This is a genomic window from Streptomyces sp. BBFR2, from assembly GCF_044497305.1.
GTDB lineage: Bacteria > Actinomycetota > Actinomycetes > Streptomycetales > Streptomycetaceae > Streptomyces.
In genome coordinates, this window is record NZ_CP172415.1 from 2507490 (window position 1) to 2524101 (window position 16612).

Consider the following 16612-nt stretch of genomic DNA (forward strand, 5'->3'; position numbering starts at 1 on the left):
GCTTCCGGGCGTTCACAACTTCTCGACCGGCGCGTACCGCAGCAGCAGCCGCTTGGGCTTCTCGCCGCCGAAGTCGATCGTCGCCTCGGCGTTGTCCCCGCTGCCCTTGACGCCGGTGACCGTACCGAGGCCGAAGCTGTCGTGGGTGACGCGGTCGCCGACGGCGAGCGCCACCACCGGGCGGTCGTTGCTCCGCCGGGTGGCGAACCCGCTCGGACCGCTCTTGGCCCGCGAGGGGGTGAACCCGGAGCTGATCCCGCCGCTGCCGCCGGAGGAACGCATCCCGCCCATGGTCGCGGACGGGGTCGCCGGGCCGGTGCGCCGCCAGTCGACGTACGCGGCGGGGATCTCCTCCAGGAACCGCGACGGCGGGTTGTACGACGGCTGGCCCCAGGCGCTGCGCATCGTGGAACGGGTGAGATAGAGGCGCTCGCGGGCGCGGGTGATGCCGACGTAGGCCAGGCGGCGCTCCTCCTCCAGCTCCTTGGTCTGGCCGAGGGCGCGCAGGTGGGGGAAGACGCCGTCCTCCATGCCGGTCAGGAAGACGACCGGGAACTCCAGGCCCTTGGCGGTGTGCAGGGTCATGAGGGTGACGACGCCGCTGCCGTCCTCGTCCTCGTCGGGGATCTGGTCGGAGTCGGCGACCAGCGCGACCTGCTCCAGGAAGTCGGCGAGGGTGCCGCCGGAGACGGGCTCGTCCGCGTCCGCCTCGTCGGCGGCGGGGCCGGCCACCCGGTCCTGCTCGAACTCCAGGGCCACGGCGGCGAGTTCCTGGAGGTTCTCGATCCGGGTCTCGTCCTGCGGGTCGGAGGAGGACTGCAGCTCGGCCAGATAGCCGGTGCGCTCCAGGACCGCTTCGAGGACGGTGGCCGGGCCGGCGCCGGATTCGACGATGGTGCGCAGCTCTTCCATCAGAGTGTTGAAGCGCCGGACGGCGTTGGCGGAGCGGGCGGCCATACCGTACGCCTCGTCGACGCGGCGCAGCGCCTGCGGGAAGCTGATCTTCTCGCGGAGTGCCAGGGCGTCGATCATCGCCTCGGCGCGGTCGCCGATGCCGCGCTTGGGGACGTTGAGGATCCGGCGGAGCGGGACGGTGTCCTCCGGATTGGCGAGCACACGCAGGTACGCGAGGATGTCGCGGACCTCCTTGCGCTCGTAGAAGCGGACGCCGCCGACGACCTTGTAGGGCAGCCCGACGCGGATGAGGATTTCCTCGAAGACGCGGGACTGGGCGTTGGTGCGGTAGAAGATCGCGACGTCCCCGGCGCGGGCGTCCCCGGCGTCGGTGAGGCGGTCGATCTCGTCGGCGACGAACTGCGCCTCGTCATGCTCGGTGTCGGAGACGTAGCCGGTGATGCGGGGGCCCTCGCCCGCTTCGGTCCAGAGGTTCTTGGGGCGGCGGTTCTCGTTGCGCTCGATGACGGCGTTGGCGGCGGAGAGGATCGTCTGGGTGGAGCGGTAGTTCTGCTCCAGCAGGATCGTCGTGGCGTCCGGGTAGTCCTCCTCGAACTGGAGGATGTTGCGGATCGTGGCGCCGCGGAAGGCGTAGATCGACTGGTCGGCGTCGCCGACGACGCACAGCTCGGCGGCGGATTCGGCCGGGCCGACCAGCTCGCGGACGAGGGTGTACTGCGCGTGGTTGGTGTCCTGGTACTCGTCGACCATGACGTGGCGGAAGCGGCGGCGGTAGTGGGCCGCGACGTCCGGGAACGCCTGGAGGAGGTTGACGGTCGTCATGATGATGTCGTCGAAGTCCAGGGCGTTGGCCTCGCGCAGCCGCGCCTGGTAGAGCGCGTACGCCTGGGCCAGGGTCTTCTCGAAGCCGTCGGCCGCCTGCCCGGCGAAGGTCTCCTCGTCGATGAGCTCGTTCTTGAGGTTGGAGACCTTGGCGCTGAAGGACTTGGGCGGGAACCGCTTGGGGTCGAGATCGAGATCGCGGCAGACCAGGGCCATCAGGCGCTTGGAGTCGGCGGCGTCGTAGATCGAGAACGACGAGGTGAAGCCGAGGTGCTTGGACTCGCGGCGCAGGATGCGGACGCAGGCGCTGTGGAAGGTGGAGACCCACATGGCGTTCGCCCGGGGGCCGACCAGCTCCTCGACGCGCTCCTTCATCTCACCGGCGGCCTTGTTGGTGAAGGTGATCGCGAGGATCTGGCCGGGGTGGACGCCGCGGGCGGCGAGCAGATGGGCGATGCGGTGGGTGAGCACACGTGTCTTGCCGGAACCGGCCCCGGCGACGATCAGCAGCGGGCCGCCGGAGTGCACCACGGCGGCCTTCTGGGCGTCGTTGAGCCCTTCCAGGAGCGCGGCCGGGTCGACGGCGGGGCGGGCGGCGCCGTCGCGGTAGTGCGCGTCCCGGGGCACGGGCGCGTCGAACTTTCCGCTGAAGAGGTCGTGCGGGACCTCCTCCGGGGCCGGGCCGTGCTCGTCCTCGGGGGGCGGCGGGGGCTCCTCGTCCTTGGGGGCGAGGTCCGCCAGGAAGCTGTCGTCAAAGAGGCTGCTCATCGCCCACCGAGTCTAGGCCGCCCCACTGACAGTCGGGCCCGGAGCCGGGGAAAGGCCGGAAGGAGGAGGGTTCCGCCCCCAGCTCCCACGAATCCGGCATTCACCGCAGAAACCTCGCCCTGCCCACGCGATCGTCACTTCATGCACACAGGTCACGGAAAGGTTTCGGGCAATTCGAACACCTGCCTTCACAGGAGCCACACGAGTTGGCTAGGTTCACGCTCGGGCAGCCCGCATCCCGCGGACGACAGCGTCCGCACGGGCCGCCTCCGCCGAGTCCGGCCCTGCCCCACGGCACCCGGAGCCGGGGACCCACCAGCACCACCGGGGTGAATCGACCTGCACGGCCGCCGCGCGCGGACGTACCGGCCGTAGGGCAAGCCTTCCGTTGCGACACCGCCCGAACCCGACAGCTAACCCGGTAGGCGGTCCACGGAAGGAGTCGCCGGCCTTGCCGTCGCACCGCAAGCCGCGCACCCGCGCCCTCACCTCGCCCGGCAGCCGCCGGACGGCCGCCGGACTGACGACCGCGGCGTTCGCCACCGTCACCCTGCTGTCGCAGTCCGCCGAGGCGGCCCCCCGGGCCCCGAAGCCGACCGTCGAAGAGGTCAAGAAGAAGGTCGACGCCCTCTACCACCAGGCGGAGGTCGCGACCCAGAAGTACAACGCCGTCAAGGAACGCGTCGACGCGCGGCGGGCGGAGGTCAGCGACCTCCAGGACGCCGCCGCCCGCCGCACAGGGAAGCTCAACGAGGCCCGCCGTGAGCTGGGCACCTTCGCCGCCGCGCAGTACCGCAGCGGCGGGATGAGCACCACGGCGCAACTGATGTTCGCCAAGGACCCGCAGCAGTTCGCCGACCGCAGCCACCTCATGGAGCGGCTGACCGGACGGCAGCAGCAGGCCGTCGACGCCTACCAGGAGCAGCAGGCGGCCGCGGCCCGCCAGCGGGCCGCGGCGACCCGCAGTCTGGAGCGCCTCCAGGAGTCGCAGAGCGAGCTGGCCGGCTCGAAGCGGACGGTCCAGGGCAAGCTGGCCGAGGCCCGGCAGTTGCTCTCCGACCTGACCGCCCAGGAGAAGGCGCGCCTGGCGGAGCTGGAGCGCAAGAAGGAGGAGGCCGCCCGCCGCAAGGCCGAGGAGGAGGCCCGCAAGCAGCGCGAGCGGCCCGGTGGCGGCGGCACGGACACCGGCTCCCCCGGGACGACCGACCCCGGCCAGGGCGGCGGACCGGCCGACGGCTCGTACCGTACGAAGGCCGCGAAGGCGCTCGCGTTCGCCCGCGCGCAGATGGGCAAGCCGTACGTCTGGGGCGCCACCGGCCCCAACTCCTACGACTGCTCCGGGCTGACGCAGGCCGCGTGGAAGGCCGCCGGGGTGGACCTGCCGCGGACGACCTGGGACCAGGTGAAGTTCGGCCAGCGCGTCGCCACCAAGGACCTCGCCCCCGGTGACCTGGTGTTCTTCTACAACGACATCAGCCATGTCGGGATGTACATCGGCGACGGCAAGATGATCCACGCCCCGAAGCCGGGCGCGAGCGTACGCATCGAGTCGATCTACTACATGCCGATCTACGGGAGCGTCCGCCCGGCGTGACGCCCCGCCGGGCCGCGTGACCGCCCCGGAGAACGCCACCGGCCCGGCCCCTTCGGTGAGGGGCCGGGCCGGTGGCGTGCGCGGGGTGGGCCGGGGGCGCGGGGGAATCGCCGCGCGCCCCTCCCGGGGTCAGACCCAGAGCACCGCGATGAAGATGTTGACCATGGTGAGCAGGCCGACCGTGCCGAACAGCGGCTTGGCGACGCTCTCCTCGTCCCGCTTGACGTAGACCAGCCCCAGGATGACGACCAGGACGGCCAGCTTGATGCCGATCTTGATGTTGTCGACCGGGCTGCCCTGGGCCTGGTTCAGGCCGACCAGCACGATGCCGGTGACCAGCATCGTCAGCGCACCGTGCAGCATCGCCGGCACGAACCGGGCGGTGCCCGCGCTCATCGCCTTCATCTGCGTCAGAAAGCCTCCCAGCAGGGAGGCGATACCGATGATGTGCAGACCGACGAAGATATTGATTACTACGTCCATAGTGCGGATCGTAACGGTCTCCCCCATACCTCCTCCCGGGGGCCTCGTCGCGGCTGTTCCTGGCCTGTTCACGGCCTGTCCGCGCCGTGGGGGCGGCTCTAGGGTGCGGCGCATGGACCGTGCCGATGCCGCCCGCCGCCCCGTCCCCGACACCCCGGAGCGGGGCCCTGGCGCCCCGGAGCGAGGCGGACATACGGGCGGCCCGGCCGGGCCGGGTGCCCCGGCCGGTCCGCCGGTGGCGGGTGACCCCGCCGCTCTGGCGCGGATCGCCGCCGTCTGGGCACACGGGTGGGCACGGTCCCGCGCGACGCCGCCGCCGCGAGCGGTTCTGGGCGGCTACCGCATCGAGGTCGGCCGCCCGCGGCACGCCGCCCGCTACGTCCTCCCGGCCGCCGACCCCGCGGTCCTGCGCGAGCTGGCCCGTACGGTGGCGCCGGACGTCTGGCTCAAGATCTGCGCGCCCCGCGACCGCGTCGCGCCGCTGCTCACCGGCGCCTGGCGGTACGACGAACCGCAGTACCTCATGACCGCCCCGTTGCCGCCGTCTCCCCCGGACACCGTGCCCCCGCCCGGCTACCGCCTCGTCACCGAGGAGTGCGACGGGATCCTGGACGTACGGATCCTGGTCACGGGCCGGGCGGCGGCCGACCGGCCCGCCGCGAGCGGCCGGACCGCGCTGACCGGCGGCACGGGCGGTGCCCCGTTGTCCGCCGTCCACGACCTGATCGGCACGGAGCCGGAACACCGCCGCCGGGGCCTGGGCCGCCTGGTGATGGCCGCGCTCACCGCCCATGCCGTCCGGCGGGGCGCCTTCGAGGCCGTACTCGTCGCCGGCCCGCCCGGCCGGAATCTCTACACGGCCCTCGGCTGGCACCTCCGCTCACCGGTCACGGCGGTGGTACGGGAGGGGTGAGGGCCGCTTCCTCGCGGTGAGGGCCGCTTCCTCGGGGTGAGGGCCGCTTCCTCGGGGTGAGGGCCGCTCGGGGCGTCGGCTCGGCCCCGGGGCCCCGGGGTGCGGGGCTTCGGCTCCGGGCGGTAGCCGCTGTGGGGCGGAAGGCTTCAGGGACGGAAGCCTTCGGCGGGCGAACGGTGCCCGGGCCGGGTGCCGCTCGCTCGGGAACCGTGGCGGGTGAGGCGACGGCGCCGGCTCGGGGCATGGCCGGGTGGGACGGCTTCGGCCCGTGGCGGGCGGCTTCGGCCCCTGGCGGGCGGGCCGTCCCTACGACGGGCGGGCTCGGCCCCGGCCGCCGGTCCCCCGATCGCCGCCGCTCGGCCGTCAGCCCCTGACCTGCCCGCTCAGCCAACGGAAGACCTCGGGAACCTGCTGGCGCCAGACCGCGGTGGTGTGGCCGCCGGCGTCCTTGCCGATCCGCCGTACGGTCACCGTGGTCGGCCGCCGGGCCTCCCGCTGGAGTCCGAGCGCGGCCTCGTAGCCGTCGCCGGGGGCGCCGGAGAGGAAGAGCGCGGTGCGCGGCGGGCGGCCCGCGGCGTTCGCCTCCCTCAGCTCGTGCAGCGGATTGCTCTCGATCCGCAGCTTCGGGTCCTTGCCGGCGAGTGAGGTGGCCTCGCCCGCCGGGTCGTTGTACCCGGACATACTGACCGCCGCGTGGTAGCGGTCCGGGTGGGCCAGGGCGAGCCTGGTCGCGCAGTGCGCCCCGGCGGAGTACCCGGCCAGCGCCCAGGAACCGGGGCGGTCCCCGGCCCGGAAGGTGTTGATGACCATCTGGCGCACATCGACGGTCAGCCAACTGTCGGCGTTGACCTTCCCGGGGATGTTGACGCAGCCCGTGTCGGCGCCCCGGTAGATGTTGGTACGCGGCGCGACCAGGATGAACGGCTCGATCTCCCCGCGCTCCATCATCGGCTGGAGCTGACGGGCCACCCCCAGCGTGCCGAGCCAGGACTTGGCCGACCCGGGGTAGCCGGGCAGCAGCTCGACCACCGGGAACTTCTTCGTGCGGTACGCCGGGTCGTGGTACTGCGGCGGCAGCCACACGTACACCTCGCCGCTGACGCCGGAGATACGGCCCTGGAGCTCCGTCATCTGCACGCCGGGCCCGACCACCGGATCGTCGGCGGGGCGGAACGGCTGGGCCCGGCGGGGCTCGTCGGATATCTGGAGGCCGCCCATCCCGTCGGGCCCGAGGTCGTGGGCCGCCTCGATGTGGCTCCCGGTGCCGAGGAGGTCGTCCCAGGTGTCGTAGAGGTTGTTGGCGTTGTTGACCAGCACGAAGACCACGGTGATGGCGGTGACCTGCGCGAACAGCAGCATGGCCAGCCGGATGGCGCCGCGCACCAGGCGCGGCCCCGCTATCCGGCTCCACAGCGCCAGCGGCACGACGAGGGCGACGGTCAGCAGCAGAAGCGAGGTGAGGAAGAAGGGCGTGCCCGTCAGGCTCATCGGGATCTCGCTTCCAGGACGTGTACGGCATGTACGTGGTCGACGGGTGGTGGCCGCGCCGACGGCAGCAGGCTCTCCGCGCCTTTAGATGGCGTTCCACGACGTCCTGGTTGCCCCTCTTCGCCAGGTTCTTTCCTCCTTTTGTCAGAGTTTTTGCCGATGGATCCCCGGTATGTGACGCGGACCTCTCCGGCGGCGGACCGAATCCTTCCGGTGGCGCGCCGGACGCCCGGACACCGCCGGACGGTGCGCCCGGCGCGACCGGCCGTACGTCAGGCCCGCCGCCGTGTCACACCAGGCGGCGGGCGGCGGCCCAGCGGGTCAGTTCATGGCGGTTGGAGAGCTGGAGCTTGCGCAGCACCGCGGAGACATGGGACTCCACGGTCTTCACGGAGATGAAGAGCTGCTTGGCGATCTCCTTGTACGCGTAGCCGCGGGCGATCAGCCGCAGCACCTCGCGCTCCCGCTGGGTGAGGCGGTCCAGGTCCTCGTCCAGCGGCGGCGCGTCCGTCGAGGCGAACGCGTCGAGCACGAATCCGGCGAGCCGGGGCGAGAACACCGCGTCGCCGTCGGCCACCCGGAAGATCGCGCCGACCAGGTCCTTCCCGGTGATCGTCTTGGTGACGTAGCCGCGCGCGCCGCCTCGGATGACGCCGATGACGTCCTCGGCGGCGTCGGAGACCGACAGCGCCAGGAAGCGGACCGGCCGCTCCGGGTCGGCCATCTGCGTCGCACTGCGGCGCAGCACCTCCACACCGCCGCCGCCGGGCAGATGGACGTCGAGCAGCACGACCTCGGGGCGGGTGGTGGCGATGACCGTGATCGCCTGATCGACGTCGGCCGCCTCCCCGACCACCTCGACACCGGTCCGCTCCGTCACCCCGATCTCCGCCTGGACGCCGGTCCGGAACATCCGGTGGTCGTCGACGAGCACCACCCGTACGGTGCGCTCCCCGTCCGCTCCCCCGGCGGCCGGGCCGTCGTCCGCCGGCCCCAGGGACGCGGGCCCGGCGGGGTCCGCGGTGCCGTGGGGAGCCGGTGTACCGGTGCCGACCGGTGTGCTCCGGGGAGCGTCGTCGCTGCTCACGCCCTGCTGTGCGCCGTCGCTGTGCATGTCTTCCGTCCGTCCCTCGTGGTCTGCGTCGTCATCATCGCGCGGTGCGGCGAGCGTGTCGTCGCCGCCGCGTATACGGCGCCCGGCGGGCGCGGCGGTGGGTGTGGGGGTGGATATGGATGCGGATGTGAATGTGGAGCTGGTCATGGAAGTGGCCGTGGGGGCGCGCATCGGGAGAGGTACGGGGACGGCGGCGGGCAGGGGCGCGGGTGCGGTCACGGCCGAGGGTGCGGTCATTCGGCGCGCTCCATCTCCAGCTCGACCTCGGTGCCGCCGCCGGGCACGGACCGCAACCGGGCGGTACCGCCGTTGCGTTCCATCCGGCCGATGATGGACTCGCGGACCCCCATCCGGTCGCCGGGCACCGCGTCCAGATCGAAGCCCGGCCCCCGGTCGCGTACCGAGACGAAGACGGAGCGCCCCTCCACCTCGGCGAAGACCTGCACCGGCCCGCCCTCGCCGCCGTACTTCGCGGCGTTGACCATCGCCTCGCGGGCGGCCTTCATCTGTGCGCCCAGCGCCTCGTCCAGCGGGCAGTCGCCGACGATCACGACCTCGATCGGCACGCCGTGGTGGTCCTCGACCTCGGCCGCCGCCGTCCGCACCGCGTCGGCGAGGGTGGCGGGCTCCTCGTCCTCCTCCTTGGTGCGGCTCTCGGGCCGGTACAGCCAGGCCCGCAGCTCCCGTTCCTGGGCGCGGGCGAGCCGGGCGACCTCGCGGGGGTCGTCGGCGCTGCGCTGGATGAGGGTGAGGGTGTGCAGCACGGAGTCGTGGACGTGGGCGGCGACCTCGGCCCGCTCCTGCGCACGGATACGCATCAGCCGCTCCTCGGACAGGTCCTGGATCAGACGGACGAGATAGGGGCCCGCGAGCAGGGCGATACCGACGAGGACGGCGAGCGCGGCCTGGAGCACCGAGCCGAGATGGCCCACCGAGCCCTGGAGCACGACGATGCCGGTCACCCCGACGCCGACGAGCGCCACACCGGCCGCACCGCGCAGCACCGGGAGGACGCCCTTACGGCGGCCCAGCTCCAGCCACTGCGCGCGGCGCGCGTTGTCGGCCTGCCGCCAGACGAGGGCGACACCCGCGGCTATCAGCAGCACCGGCCACAGATAGCCGCTGCCGATACCGAGCTGGAACCGGGAGGCGACGAACGCGGATCCGGCCAGCAGCGCGATCAACGCGATGACCTGGCCCGTATCGGGTCTGCGGGCGACGGGGCGCCGGGCGCCGTCGGCGGTGGTCCGGCGCTCCTCCACCCCGCCGACGCCGAGCGGGACGAAGAACCAGAACGCGGCGTAGAGCAGCGCGCCCATGCCCTCGGCGAGGAACAGCGCGACGAAGACGACCCGGACCCAGGAGACGGGGAGACCCAGATGTCCCGCGAGTCCGCGCGCGACGCCGCCGAGCAGCCGCCCGTCGGCGCTGCGGTAGAGCTTGCGCACGGGCGGCTCGTCGTATTCCTGCGCGGACGCGTGGTGCGCTCCGGCGCGCGGCGGGGCTGTGGTCATGCACCGATCGTCACACGCGGCAGGTCCGGGGACATCAGGGTCGACCCTGAGGTGATCCCTGAGATTTCGCGGGGGCCCGGCGCCGTTTCGGCACGGACGGAATCCGTCGGCGTGCGGTGGTTGACGCGACGTCGTACGAGGGGCGCGGAGCGGAGGGTGCGGCCCAGCAGGAGAAGTGCAGCCGGGGTCCGGCTGTACGGCGGAAGGAGAAGGCGGCGGTGTCAGGCGGCCCGAGGTGGGCGCGCCGCAGGTCAGCCGTCCCCGCGCTTGCGGAAGCCGTCCTTCACCTTGGAGAAGAGGTCGCGGTAGGTGGCCCAGTCGGCGCTCGGCGCGGAGACGTAGATCGCGTACTCCTTCTCGCCCTCGCGCCCGAACCCGAGGTCGATGCCGCGGTACTCCCGCACCCGGCCCTGGAAGGTGAACTCCCAGATGGCGGCCGGGTCGTTCTGGTACATCGTGTCCTGCAGCCGCTTGCGCGAGTAGCTCGGGTACTGCTTCTGCAGATCGCCCTCGACCTGCTTGAAGTGCGCCACCTGGTCGCCGGACGAGAAGTCCAGGACGCTGATCGTCAACTGGGCGAGCGACTCCTGGGAGATGTAGACGATCTGCCGGCCACCATCGTTGACCTGCCGCTTCCAGCCGTCCGGCACCGGGTAGGAGACGCCGAGCTGCCGCTCCTCGACGCGGTGCATGCCGTCGGGGGTGGGCGGCGGCGGGCCGACGGTCTGCCGGGGCGTGGTGGGCTGCCCGGAGGAGCTGCTCCCCGGTTGCGCCGTGCCGCCGATGCTCCCGTGGAGCGCGTACCAGGCACCGCCCGCGCCGCCCCCGGCGGCCAGCGCCCCGAGGGCGCACCAGAGGACGACCCGTCCGCGGCGCTTACGGGGAGTCGCGGGCACCGCGATCCGGCCCGTGTCGTCGGTGGCCGCCGGCGCCGCCCCGGTTCCGGGCGGTACGAGCGCACCGCCCAGGGAGCCGGTGTCCGCCTCGGCGACCCGCTGGGCCTCCGCGTCCACGCCGACGAGAGCGCGCGCGTCCGCCACGGCTTCCACGACCTGGCCGGTGGGCCCGGTGACAGCGGTTTCGGTGGTGCCGGTGGCCGCGGTGTCGGTGGTGGCGCCGGTCGCGGTGGTGCTCAGGGAGGCCGTTGTCCGGGGGTCGGAGACCGCCCCGGTACCGGTCGTTCTCCCGGCGATCCCGGTGGTGGGGCCCGTACCGCCGCTCCCGGTGGCGGACCGCCCGTCACCCGCGGTGTCCGGCGGGACGACCGGCCGGGTCGGCGCCTCGCCGTCACCCGCCGTGTCGGAGCCGCCGCCGCGCCCCACGGTGCCCAGGGCCAGCGTCGGCCAGCCGATCAGCGCCGTGTCCACCTCCGCCTCGGCGGAGCGCAGTGCCTGCTCGACGACCTTGGCCGTCGGCCGGTCGCCGGGCTCCTTCGCGAGCAGCGCCTCGATCAGCGCCGTCAGCGGCCCGGCATGGCGCGGCGGCTCCAACGGGTCGACGGCGATGGCGTACGCGCTCTCGACCGCCGTGGCCTTACGGAACGGCGGCCGCCCCTCGACCGCCTGATAGAGCGTCGCGCCCAGGGCCCACAGGTCGGACGCGGGCCCCGGGGTGCCGCCCTTGACCCGCTCGGGCGCCAGATAGTCGATGGAGCCGACCAGTTCCCCGGTCTTGGTGAGGGTGGACGTACCGGAGGCGACGGCGATCCCGAAGTCGGTCAGGACGACGCGGCCCTCGTCGCCCAGGAGGACGTTGCCCGGCTTGACGTCGCGGTGCAGCACCCCGGCGGCGTGCGCGGCCCGCAGCGCGGCGATCATGCCGCGGCCGATCCGGGCCGCCTCCCGGGGGTCCACGAAGCGGTTCTCCCGTGCCGCCTGCTTGATGAGGTCGCCGAGCGTCCCGGCCGGTACGTACTCCATGACGATGCACGGCAGCCCGTCGTCGATGACCACGTCATGGACGCTGACCACATTGGGGTGGTTGATGCGCGCCGCGGCCTGCGCCTCGCGGGTGGTCCGCTCGTGGCGCAGGGCCAGCTCGTCCGCGTCCAACTGGGGCGAGACGTGCAACCGCTTGACGGCCACTTGGCGTGCGAGGACCTCGTCCCGGGCCCGCCAGACGGTGCCCATACCGCCGCGGCCTATCCGCTCGATCAGGCGATACCGCCCGGCGACCAGTCGCCCCTCGTCCACCGACGCCGCCTCCGTCACCGCACGCCCCTTCGGAAACCCGTACGTATCCAGGGCGCAACGATAGTCTCCGACCCGGCCGATCCGGCCCCCGCCTGCCGCGCCTGTGCACGGTCCGTTCGCCGCGGCGGCGGATCTCGGGGGGATATGCGAACCCTCGGGCGATATCGGGGTTGCTCAGGGTCGATCTCAGGGTTCAGCCAGGGTTTCCACTGATGCCGGGATTCCACCGCGCTTGTCACCATGGGTTCATGAATCAAGCAGCCCCCGCCGAGGAATCGGCACCGCCCGGCGCCGACGGCATCGCCCCGCCGCGTCCGCCGCTGCGCCGCAGCCGGCGGCACAAGGTCGTCGCCGGTGTCTGCGGTGGCCTGGGCCGGCAGTGGGATCTCGATCCGGTGATCTTCCGGATCGCCCTCGCCGTGCTCTCCGTCACCGGCGGCCTGGGGCTGATCTTCTACGGCTTCGCCTGGCTGCTCATCCCGCTGCACGGCGAGGAGGAGAACGAGGGCCGTCGGCTGCTCTCCGGCCGGGTCGAGGGCTCGGCGCTGACGGCGCTGCTGTTCGCGCTGGTCGGCTGCGGACTGTTCCTCACCACGCTGGGCAAGGGCAGCGTGATGTCCTTCGCGGTGCTGCTGACACTGGCCGTGGCCGGTGCCGCCTACTGGTCGCGCCGGCACCGCGGCCGGACCGACAGCCCCGACGCCCGGGACGCGGCCGCCGCGCAGGTCGCCGCCGACGCACCGCCGGAGACCATGGCTCCGCCCGGCCCGCGGGCACCATCGTGGTGGCGGGGTCCGCTCGGCAAGGAGCCACCCGGGCTGATGTATCTGTGGGGGCCGGAGCTGCCCCACATCACCTATCAGCCCGGCCCCGGTGCGCACGGCGGCTCGGCCCGGCGCCCCGGGCCCTCTTCCGGCGGTGCGGCGGCCCGGACGTCCGGCGCACACGCGACGCCGCACCGGCAGCGGGCCGGGCGGCGGATCGGCGGCGCGGTCTTCCTGCTGGCCGTGCTCGGCGGGGTCGGCACGGCATTCGGCGTCGCACGGCACGCCCCGTTCGCGCACGCGCTCCAGGCGGGCCTCGCCTGTGCGCTGGTGGTCTTCGGACTGGGGCTGGTGGCCAGCGCCTGGCTGGGCCGGACGGGCGGCGGCACCGTCGTCATGGTGGTGCTGACCACGGCCCTCCTCGCGGTGTCGACGGTGTTGCCCGACAACCTCAGCGCCCATTGGCAGAACCGTCATTGGACCCCCACCGAAGTCACCGCCGTCCAGCGGCATTACGAACTCGGCTCCGGAGAAGGCAGGTTGGACCTCGGGGGGCTGCCCGTCAAGGACGGCCGCACGATCCGTACCGGCGCCGAGGTGGGCGCGGGCCGCCTGGAGGTGACACTGCCCCGGGGCGTGCGGACGACGGTCCATCTGTCGCTGGGGCTCGGCGACGTACGTCTGCCCGGCGAGTCCGCCGACGATGTACGGATCTCCGCCGGGGATCGCACCCGGACGGTCACGCTGCCCGCCGAGGGGCTGAAGAAGGGGGAGAAGCCACGCGGTTTCCTCGACCTGACGCTCCGGGTGGGCGCGGGGCAGATCGACGTCCGTCACGCTCCGCCGCCGTCCTCTCCGTCCTCCTCCGCCCCGTCGCCGTCCGGGGAGGCGTCCCCGCCGACGACCGGTTCCCGGGCCGGGGCCCTGCCGGCTGCCGTGGCCGCTCCGTTCACACCGGCCGGCTCGCCGCAGCCGGCCACCGCGCGCATATCCGCCGGCCCCCCGCCGTGCGCCGCTCCCCGCACCCTCGCTCTCGTTCCCGCCGTTCGGCCGTCCCCGGGAGGCACCTCATGAAGCGTCACCCCTTCGAACCGACCCGGTTGATCTGCGGGCTGGCGGCGGTGGCCGTCGGCGTCGGATACGGCCTCGATGCCGTGGGGGGCTGGCACGCGCCCGGCCCCTGGCTCTTCCTGGTGATACCGGCGGGTCTGCTGGCCTCCGGCATCACCGCCGTGGCCTGGGCCGTCGCCCGCCGGGGGCGTCCGGGTCCGGAGCGGTAGCGACGGGCCCCGGGCAGGCGCCGCGGTAGGGCGACGACGGAAGACGGGCCGTCACGTACCGGCCGTGGCGCCGGGGCGGCATCGCGTCCCTGACGCCGGGGGCGGCCGGGCCACCGGGGCTTCCGGTGCCTGGGCCCGGGGTGGCGGGTTACTCCCCGACCTCGGCGGTCCAGCCCGCCGTTTCCGCTCCGGAGGCGGTGATCACCCGGATCTCCGTGGGGCCCGGCTCGATATCGGCCGGTACGGGGACGGTCAGGGTGGCATCCGCGGGGTTGCTGAAGCCGCCGGGGGCGGGCACCAGCGGGACCGGTACGTGGACCGTTCCGATGCGTACGACGATGCGGGCCAGCAGGTCCGGCGTGCGGGCGCCCGGCGGGACGAAGCCGGTACCGCGGATCTCGATGTCGTCACCCGGGCGGATCGGCGCGGGCAGGTCGCCCGGCTCCCGGGCGCGGACGACCGACAGGATGACGGGGCCGCCGCCCTCACCGCACTTGGCGGCCAGGTAGCCGGCGGCCGATACCACGACGAGCGCGGCGGCGGCCCAGCCCTCCGGCGTGCGGACGAGCCCGGGCGGCCCGAGTACCGCGGTCAGGGCCAGCGCCGCCACCACCGCGTTCACCAGCAGATACTGCGTGGCGGCGAGGTCCGCGCGGCCCGCGTCGTCGGCGAACAGGTCGACGGCGCGGGGGCGTTCGGCCGCGGGCTTCTGGAGCCGCCCGGCCCGTACCCGCGCGGCCACCACGGCGCGTGCCGCCACCGCCGTACCGGACACCGCCAGCAGGGCGAGCAGCAGTGGCGGGGCGAGCGCGGCCCGTCCGGGCAGCGCACCGTCCGCGGCGCCCGGGGCGGCCGGGTACGGGCCCGTGTCGGGCAGGACGTTCCCGGCCACCGCGGTCAGCACCGCGAAGACCGTCAGGACGGACCAACCGGCCGCGACCGTACGGGAGGTGGACAGCCGGTGGTCCTCGCCGGTGAGCGGGGCCAGCACCCCGCCGTGCCCGCGGTGGCGCCACGCCGTCACGGTGCCGCCGAGCGCCAGGGCGACGGCGGCGGCCAGCGTGGCCGTGCGGTGCGGGGTCCAGCCGCCGCCGATGGCGGTCAGCGCCTGCCCGAGGAGCAGCACGGCGACCGCGCCCCACAGGGTGCGGAGGGTGCCGCGGTGCACGGCGTCGAGCCAGGTGGCGCGGGTGGCGGCGGCGCGTTCGGTCAAGTTGCGCGCGGAGAGGGCGAGTTCGTCGGAGACCCACTGGCGGGCGGCTCCGGCGGAGCGGGCGAGTCCGGCCGGTATACCGCGTCCGGCGGCGTACTCCTCGCGCAGCGCCACAAACGCCGCGACCGCCTTCCGGTGCGCGGCGTTCACCCCGTGCCCGCAGCGACACCACTCACCTCCGGGATCGTCGCCCGCCCCCGGAGTCACACCCGCGCCGGGCGCCCCCATCGCCCCGCCTGCCGTTTCCACCGCTACGCCACCGCCGCTCGCCATGACCCCGGGCCGCCCTCGGGCCGCGTCCGGTGTCAACTTCCTTTCCCCGTAAGGGATTACGTTCGGAGGGCAGTGTGCCGCAGGTGCCGGGTGGTGCGGCAAAACGTCCAGATGGCGGCGGGTGAACGCGTCACCCCCGGGTTGACGCCCCGGCGTGCGCCCGGGCGTTCGGGCATCCGGCGCCGCGCCGGGCCTTCACTAGTCGGGCCGTGCGGCCGATACTGCCGCCCTGTCCCCGCACGGTGGAGGTGGCCGGGTTGCCGAAGGATCCGCTGATGTATCTCGCACGGCGGGACGCGTACGCCGCGTTCCTCACCGCGAGCGACGCCGAGGGCGCGGTCATCTGGCGCCGGACGGAGGGCCGTTACGACTCCCCCGAGGACGCGCTCGCGGCGACGCGGGAGAGTTACGCGGCGACCCAGGCCGCGTTCAACGTGCTCGACGTGGAGGGCGTCGGCCCCGTCGAACAGGCCCGTGACCTGCGGGATCAGCTCCGGGACCTGCACCGCCTCGACACGGTGCCGGACGGCGCATGGGAGGCGTACACGACGGCGCGCGCCGCGTTCGTCCACGCGGCCCGGGGGTTCCTGGGGCGCAACTGATTACGGAGATGCCCGGCCCGGCCGGGGCGTACGGCGCTGGGGGCGGGCCTCCGGCACGCGGGGACCGCACCCGAGGGCACCTTCGGAGAAGCTGCCCGGCGCATCGGCAGGCTCGCGTCCCGGCCGGATGCAGCGGTCTTCGTCAGGCTCCCCGGCGAACCGGCAGGACCGCGCCCGCCCCGGACGCGATGGCCTCCACCCGCCCCATCGACTCTGCCGTCCAGCCCGCCCCGCGCCCTGAGCAGCCCGAGGACACCGGTCACCCCGCCCGCTCGCCCACCGAACACCCCGAATTCCCGAATCCGCGAAGCCCCAGGGAAGCAGCCCCCGGGCACCCGTGCCTCGGGCCCGCCCGAGGCACACGCCCGGCGCCCCTGAGCTGCCCGAAGAACTGGCCACCCGGCCGCTCGCCCCGCCGAGCACCCCGATATTCCGAAGCCCTCGGGCACCGGCCCCATCCCGGGCACCCGTGCCGGGCCCGCCCGATCCACACGATTCCGGTGCCCCACCCGCCGGGCCGAGGCCGCCCCGTAACCACTGACCCCAGGCCCGCCTCGTACGTCACCAGACCGCCCCACCCCGGAACCGCGAGCGGACCTCCCCGAGGCACACGGCCCACGCTCCGCCCGCAGGCTCGGGCCGCCCCGAGAGGGCGCCCTGCCCACAGAACAGCCCCC

General features: G+C 73.8%; 12 protein-coding genes and 1 riboswitch. Of the genes, 5 read left to right on the top strand and 7 right to left on the bottom strand.

The window, feature by feature from the left end:
• Positions 1-12: 12 nt before the first annotated feature.
• Positions 13-2505 (bottom strand): DNA helicase PcrA, encoded by a 2493-nt coding sequence (gene pcrA / locus ACGH2B_RS09475; RefSeq protein WP_399086974.1) that lies wholly within the window; start codon positions 2503-2505, stop codon positions 13-15.
• 260 nt (positions 2506-2765) lie between these two features.
• A riboswitch (cyclic di-AMP (ydaO/yuaA leader) is annotated at positions 2766-2949 on the top strand.
• A 7-nt stretch (positions 2950-2956) separates the two neighbouring features.
• Between pcrA and ACGH2B_RS09480 the strand changes: the two genes are divergently transcribed.
• Positions 2957-4099 (top strand): NlpC/P60 family protein, encoded by a 1143-nt coding sequence (locus ACGH2B_RS09480; protein ID WP_399086976.1) that lies wholly within the window; start codon positions 2957-2959, stop codon positions 4097-4099.
• Positions 4100-4228: 129 nt separating this feature from the next.
• Here ACGH2B_RS09480 and ACGH2B_RS09485 read toward each other — a convergent pair whose 3' ends face one another.
• A complete protein-coding gene (locus ACGH2B_RS09485) occupies positions 4229-4582 on the bottom strand; it encodes a hypothetical protein (RefSeq protein WP_399086977.1) in 354 nt (117 codons plus the stop codon).
• 112 nt (positions 4583-4694) lie between these two features.
• Between ACGH2B_RS09485 and ACGH2B_RS09490 the strand changes: the two genes are divergently transcribed.
• Positions 4695-5495 (top strand): GNAT family N-acetyltransferase, encoded by an 801-nt coding sequence (locus ACGH2B_RS09490; RefSeq protein ID WP_399086979.1) that lies wholly within the window; start codon positions 4695-4697, stop codon positions 5493-5495.
• A gap of 363 nt (positions 5496-5858) precedes the next feature.
• Here the strand turns inward: ACGH2B_RS09490 and ACGH2B_RS09495 are convergent, their stop codons facing one another.
• From ACGH2B_RS09495 to ACGH2B_RS09510, 4 genes are all read right to left on the bottom strand, one after another.
• Positions 5859-6983 carry an alpha/beta hydrolase gene (locus tag ACGH2B_RS09495; protein WP_399086981.1) on the bottom strand — a complete coding sequence of 375 codons (1125 nt, stop codon included), beginning with the start codon at positions 6981-6983 and terminating at the stop codon, positions 5859-5861.
• Positions 6984-7272: 289 nt separating this feature from the next.
• Positions 7273-8097 carry a LuxR C-terminal-related transcriptional regulator gene (locus ACGH2B_RS09500; protein ID WP_399096867.1) on the bottom strand — a complete coding sequence of 275 codons (825 nt, stop codon included), beginning with the start codon at positions 8095-8097 and terminating at the stop codon, positions 7273-7275.
• Positions 8098-8330: 233 nt separating this feature from the next.
• A complete protein-coding gene (locus tag ACGH2B_RS09505; protein ID WP_399086983.1) occupies positions 8331-9611 on the bottom strand; it encodes a PspC domain-containing protein in 1281 nt (426 codons plus the stop codon).
• A 251-nt stretch (positions 9612-9862) separates the two neighbouring features.
• Positions 9863-11821 carry a serine/threonine-protein kinase gene (locus tag ACGH2B_RS09510; RefSeq protein ID WP_399086985.1) on the bottom strand — a complete coding sequence of 653 codons (1959 nt, stop codon included), beginning with the start codon at positions 11819-11821 and terminating at the stop codon, positions 9863-9865.
• Between the two features lie 230 nt (positions 11822-12051).
• On the opposite strand from ACGH2B_RS09510, the gene ACGH2B_RS09515 reads away from it, so the two are divergent.
• Both ACGH2B_RS09515 and ACGH2B_RS09520 read left to right on the top strand, forming a co-directional pair.
• Complete coding sequence (locus ACGH2B_RS09515; protein WP_399086986.1) at positions 12052-13641, top strand: PspC domain-containing protein; 1590 nt, start codon at positions 12052-12054, stop codon at positions 13639-13641.
• Positions 13638-13847 carry a hypothetical protein gene (locus ACGH2B_RS09520; protein ID WP_399086988.1) on the top strand — a complete coding sequence of 70 codons (210 nt, stop codon included), beginning with the start codon at positions 13638-13640 and terminating at the stop codon, positions 13845-13847. The genes ACGH2B_RS09515 and ACGH2B_RS09520 overlap by 4 nt, the downstream gene beginning before the upstream one ends.
• A 148-nt stretch (positions 13848-13995) precedes the next feature.
• On the opposite strand, the gene ACGH2B_RS09525 is transcribed toward ACGH2B_RS09520, so the two are convergent.
• Complete coding sequence (locus ACGH2B_RS09525; RefSeq protein WP_399086990.1) at positions 13996-15288, bottom strand: hypothetical protein; 1293 nt, start codon at positions 15286-15288, stop codon at positions 13996-13998.
• Between the two features lie 320 nt (positions 15289-15608).
• Here ACGH2B_RS09525 and ACGH2B_RS09530 point away from each other — a divergent pair, with 320 nt between their 5' ends.
• Positions 15609-15935: a hypothetical protein gene (locus ACGH2B_RS09530; protein WP_399086992.1), complete on the top strand. Its 327-nt coding sequence runs from the start codon at positions 15609-15611 to the stop codon at positions 15933-15935.
• The last annotated feature ends 677 nt before the right edge of the window (positions 15936-16612 follow it).

What these genes read in the sequence shown, in the direction of transcription:
- pcrA (WP_399086974.1), bottom strand. Translation starts at nt 2,505, where the DNA reads ATGAGCAGCCTCTTTGACGACAGCTTCCTGGCGGACCTCGCCCCCAAG.
- ACGH2B_RS09485 (WP_399086977.1), bottom strand. Translation starts at nt 4,582, where the DNA reads ATGGACGTAGTAATCAATATCTTCGTCGGTCTGCACATCATCGGTATC.
- ACGH2B_RS09490 (WP_399086979.1), top strand. Translation starts at nt 4,695, where the DNA reads ATGGACCGTGCCGATGCCGCCCGCCGCCCCGTCCCCGACACCCCGGAG.
- ACGH2B_RS09495 (WP_399086981.1), bottom strand. Translation starts at nt 6,983, where the DNA reads ATGAGCCTGACGGGCACGCCCTTCTTCCTCACCTCGCTTCTGCTGCTG.
- ACGH2B_RS09500 (WP_399096867.1), bottom strand. Translation starts at nt 8,097, where the DNA reads ATGCACAGCGACGGCGCACAGCAGGGCGTGAGCAGCGACGACGCTCCC.
- ACGH2B_RS09505 (WP_399086983.1), bottom strand. Translation starts at nt 9,611, where the DNA reads ATGACCACAGCCCCGCCGCGCGCCGGAGCGCACCACGCGTCCGCGCAG.
- ACGH2B_RS09515 (WP_399086986.1), top strand. Translation starts at nt 12,052, where the DNA reads ATGAATCAAGCAGCCCCCGCCGAGGAATCGGCACCGCCCGGCGCCGAC.
- ACGH2B_RS09520 (WP_399086988.1), top strand. Translation starts at nt 13,638, where the DNA reads ATGAAGCGTCACCCCTTCGAACCGACCCGGTTGATCTGCGGGCTGGCG.
- ACGH2B_RS09525 (WP_399086990.1), bottom strand. Translation starts at nt 15,288, where the DNA reads ATGGGGGCGCCCGGCGCGGGTGTGACTCCGGGGGCGGGCGACGATCCC.
- ACGH2B_RS09530 (WP_399086992.1), top strand. Translation starts at nt 15,609, where the DNA reads ATGTATCTCGCACGGCGGGACGCGTACGCCGCGTTCCTCACCGCGAGC.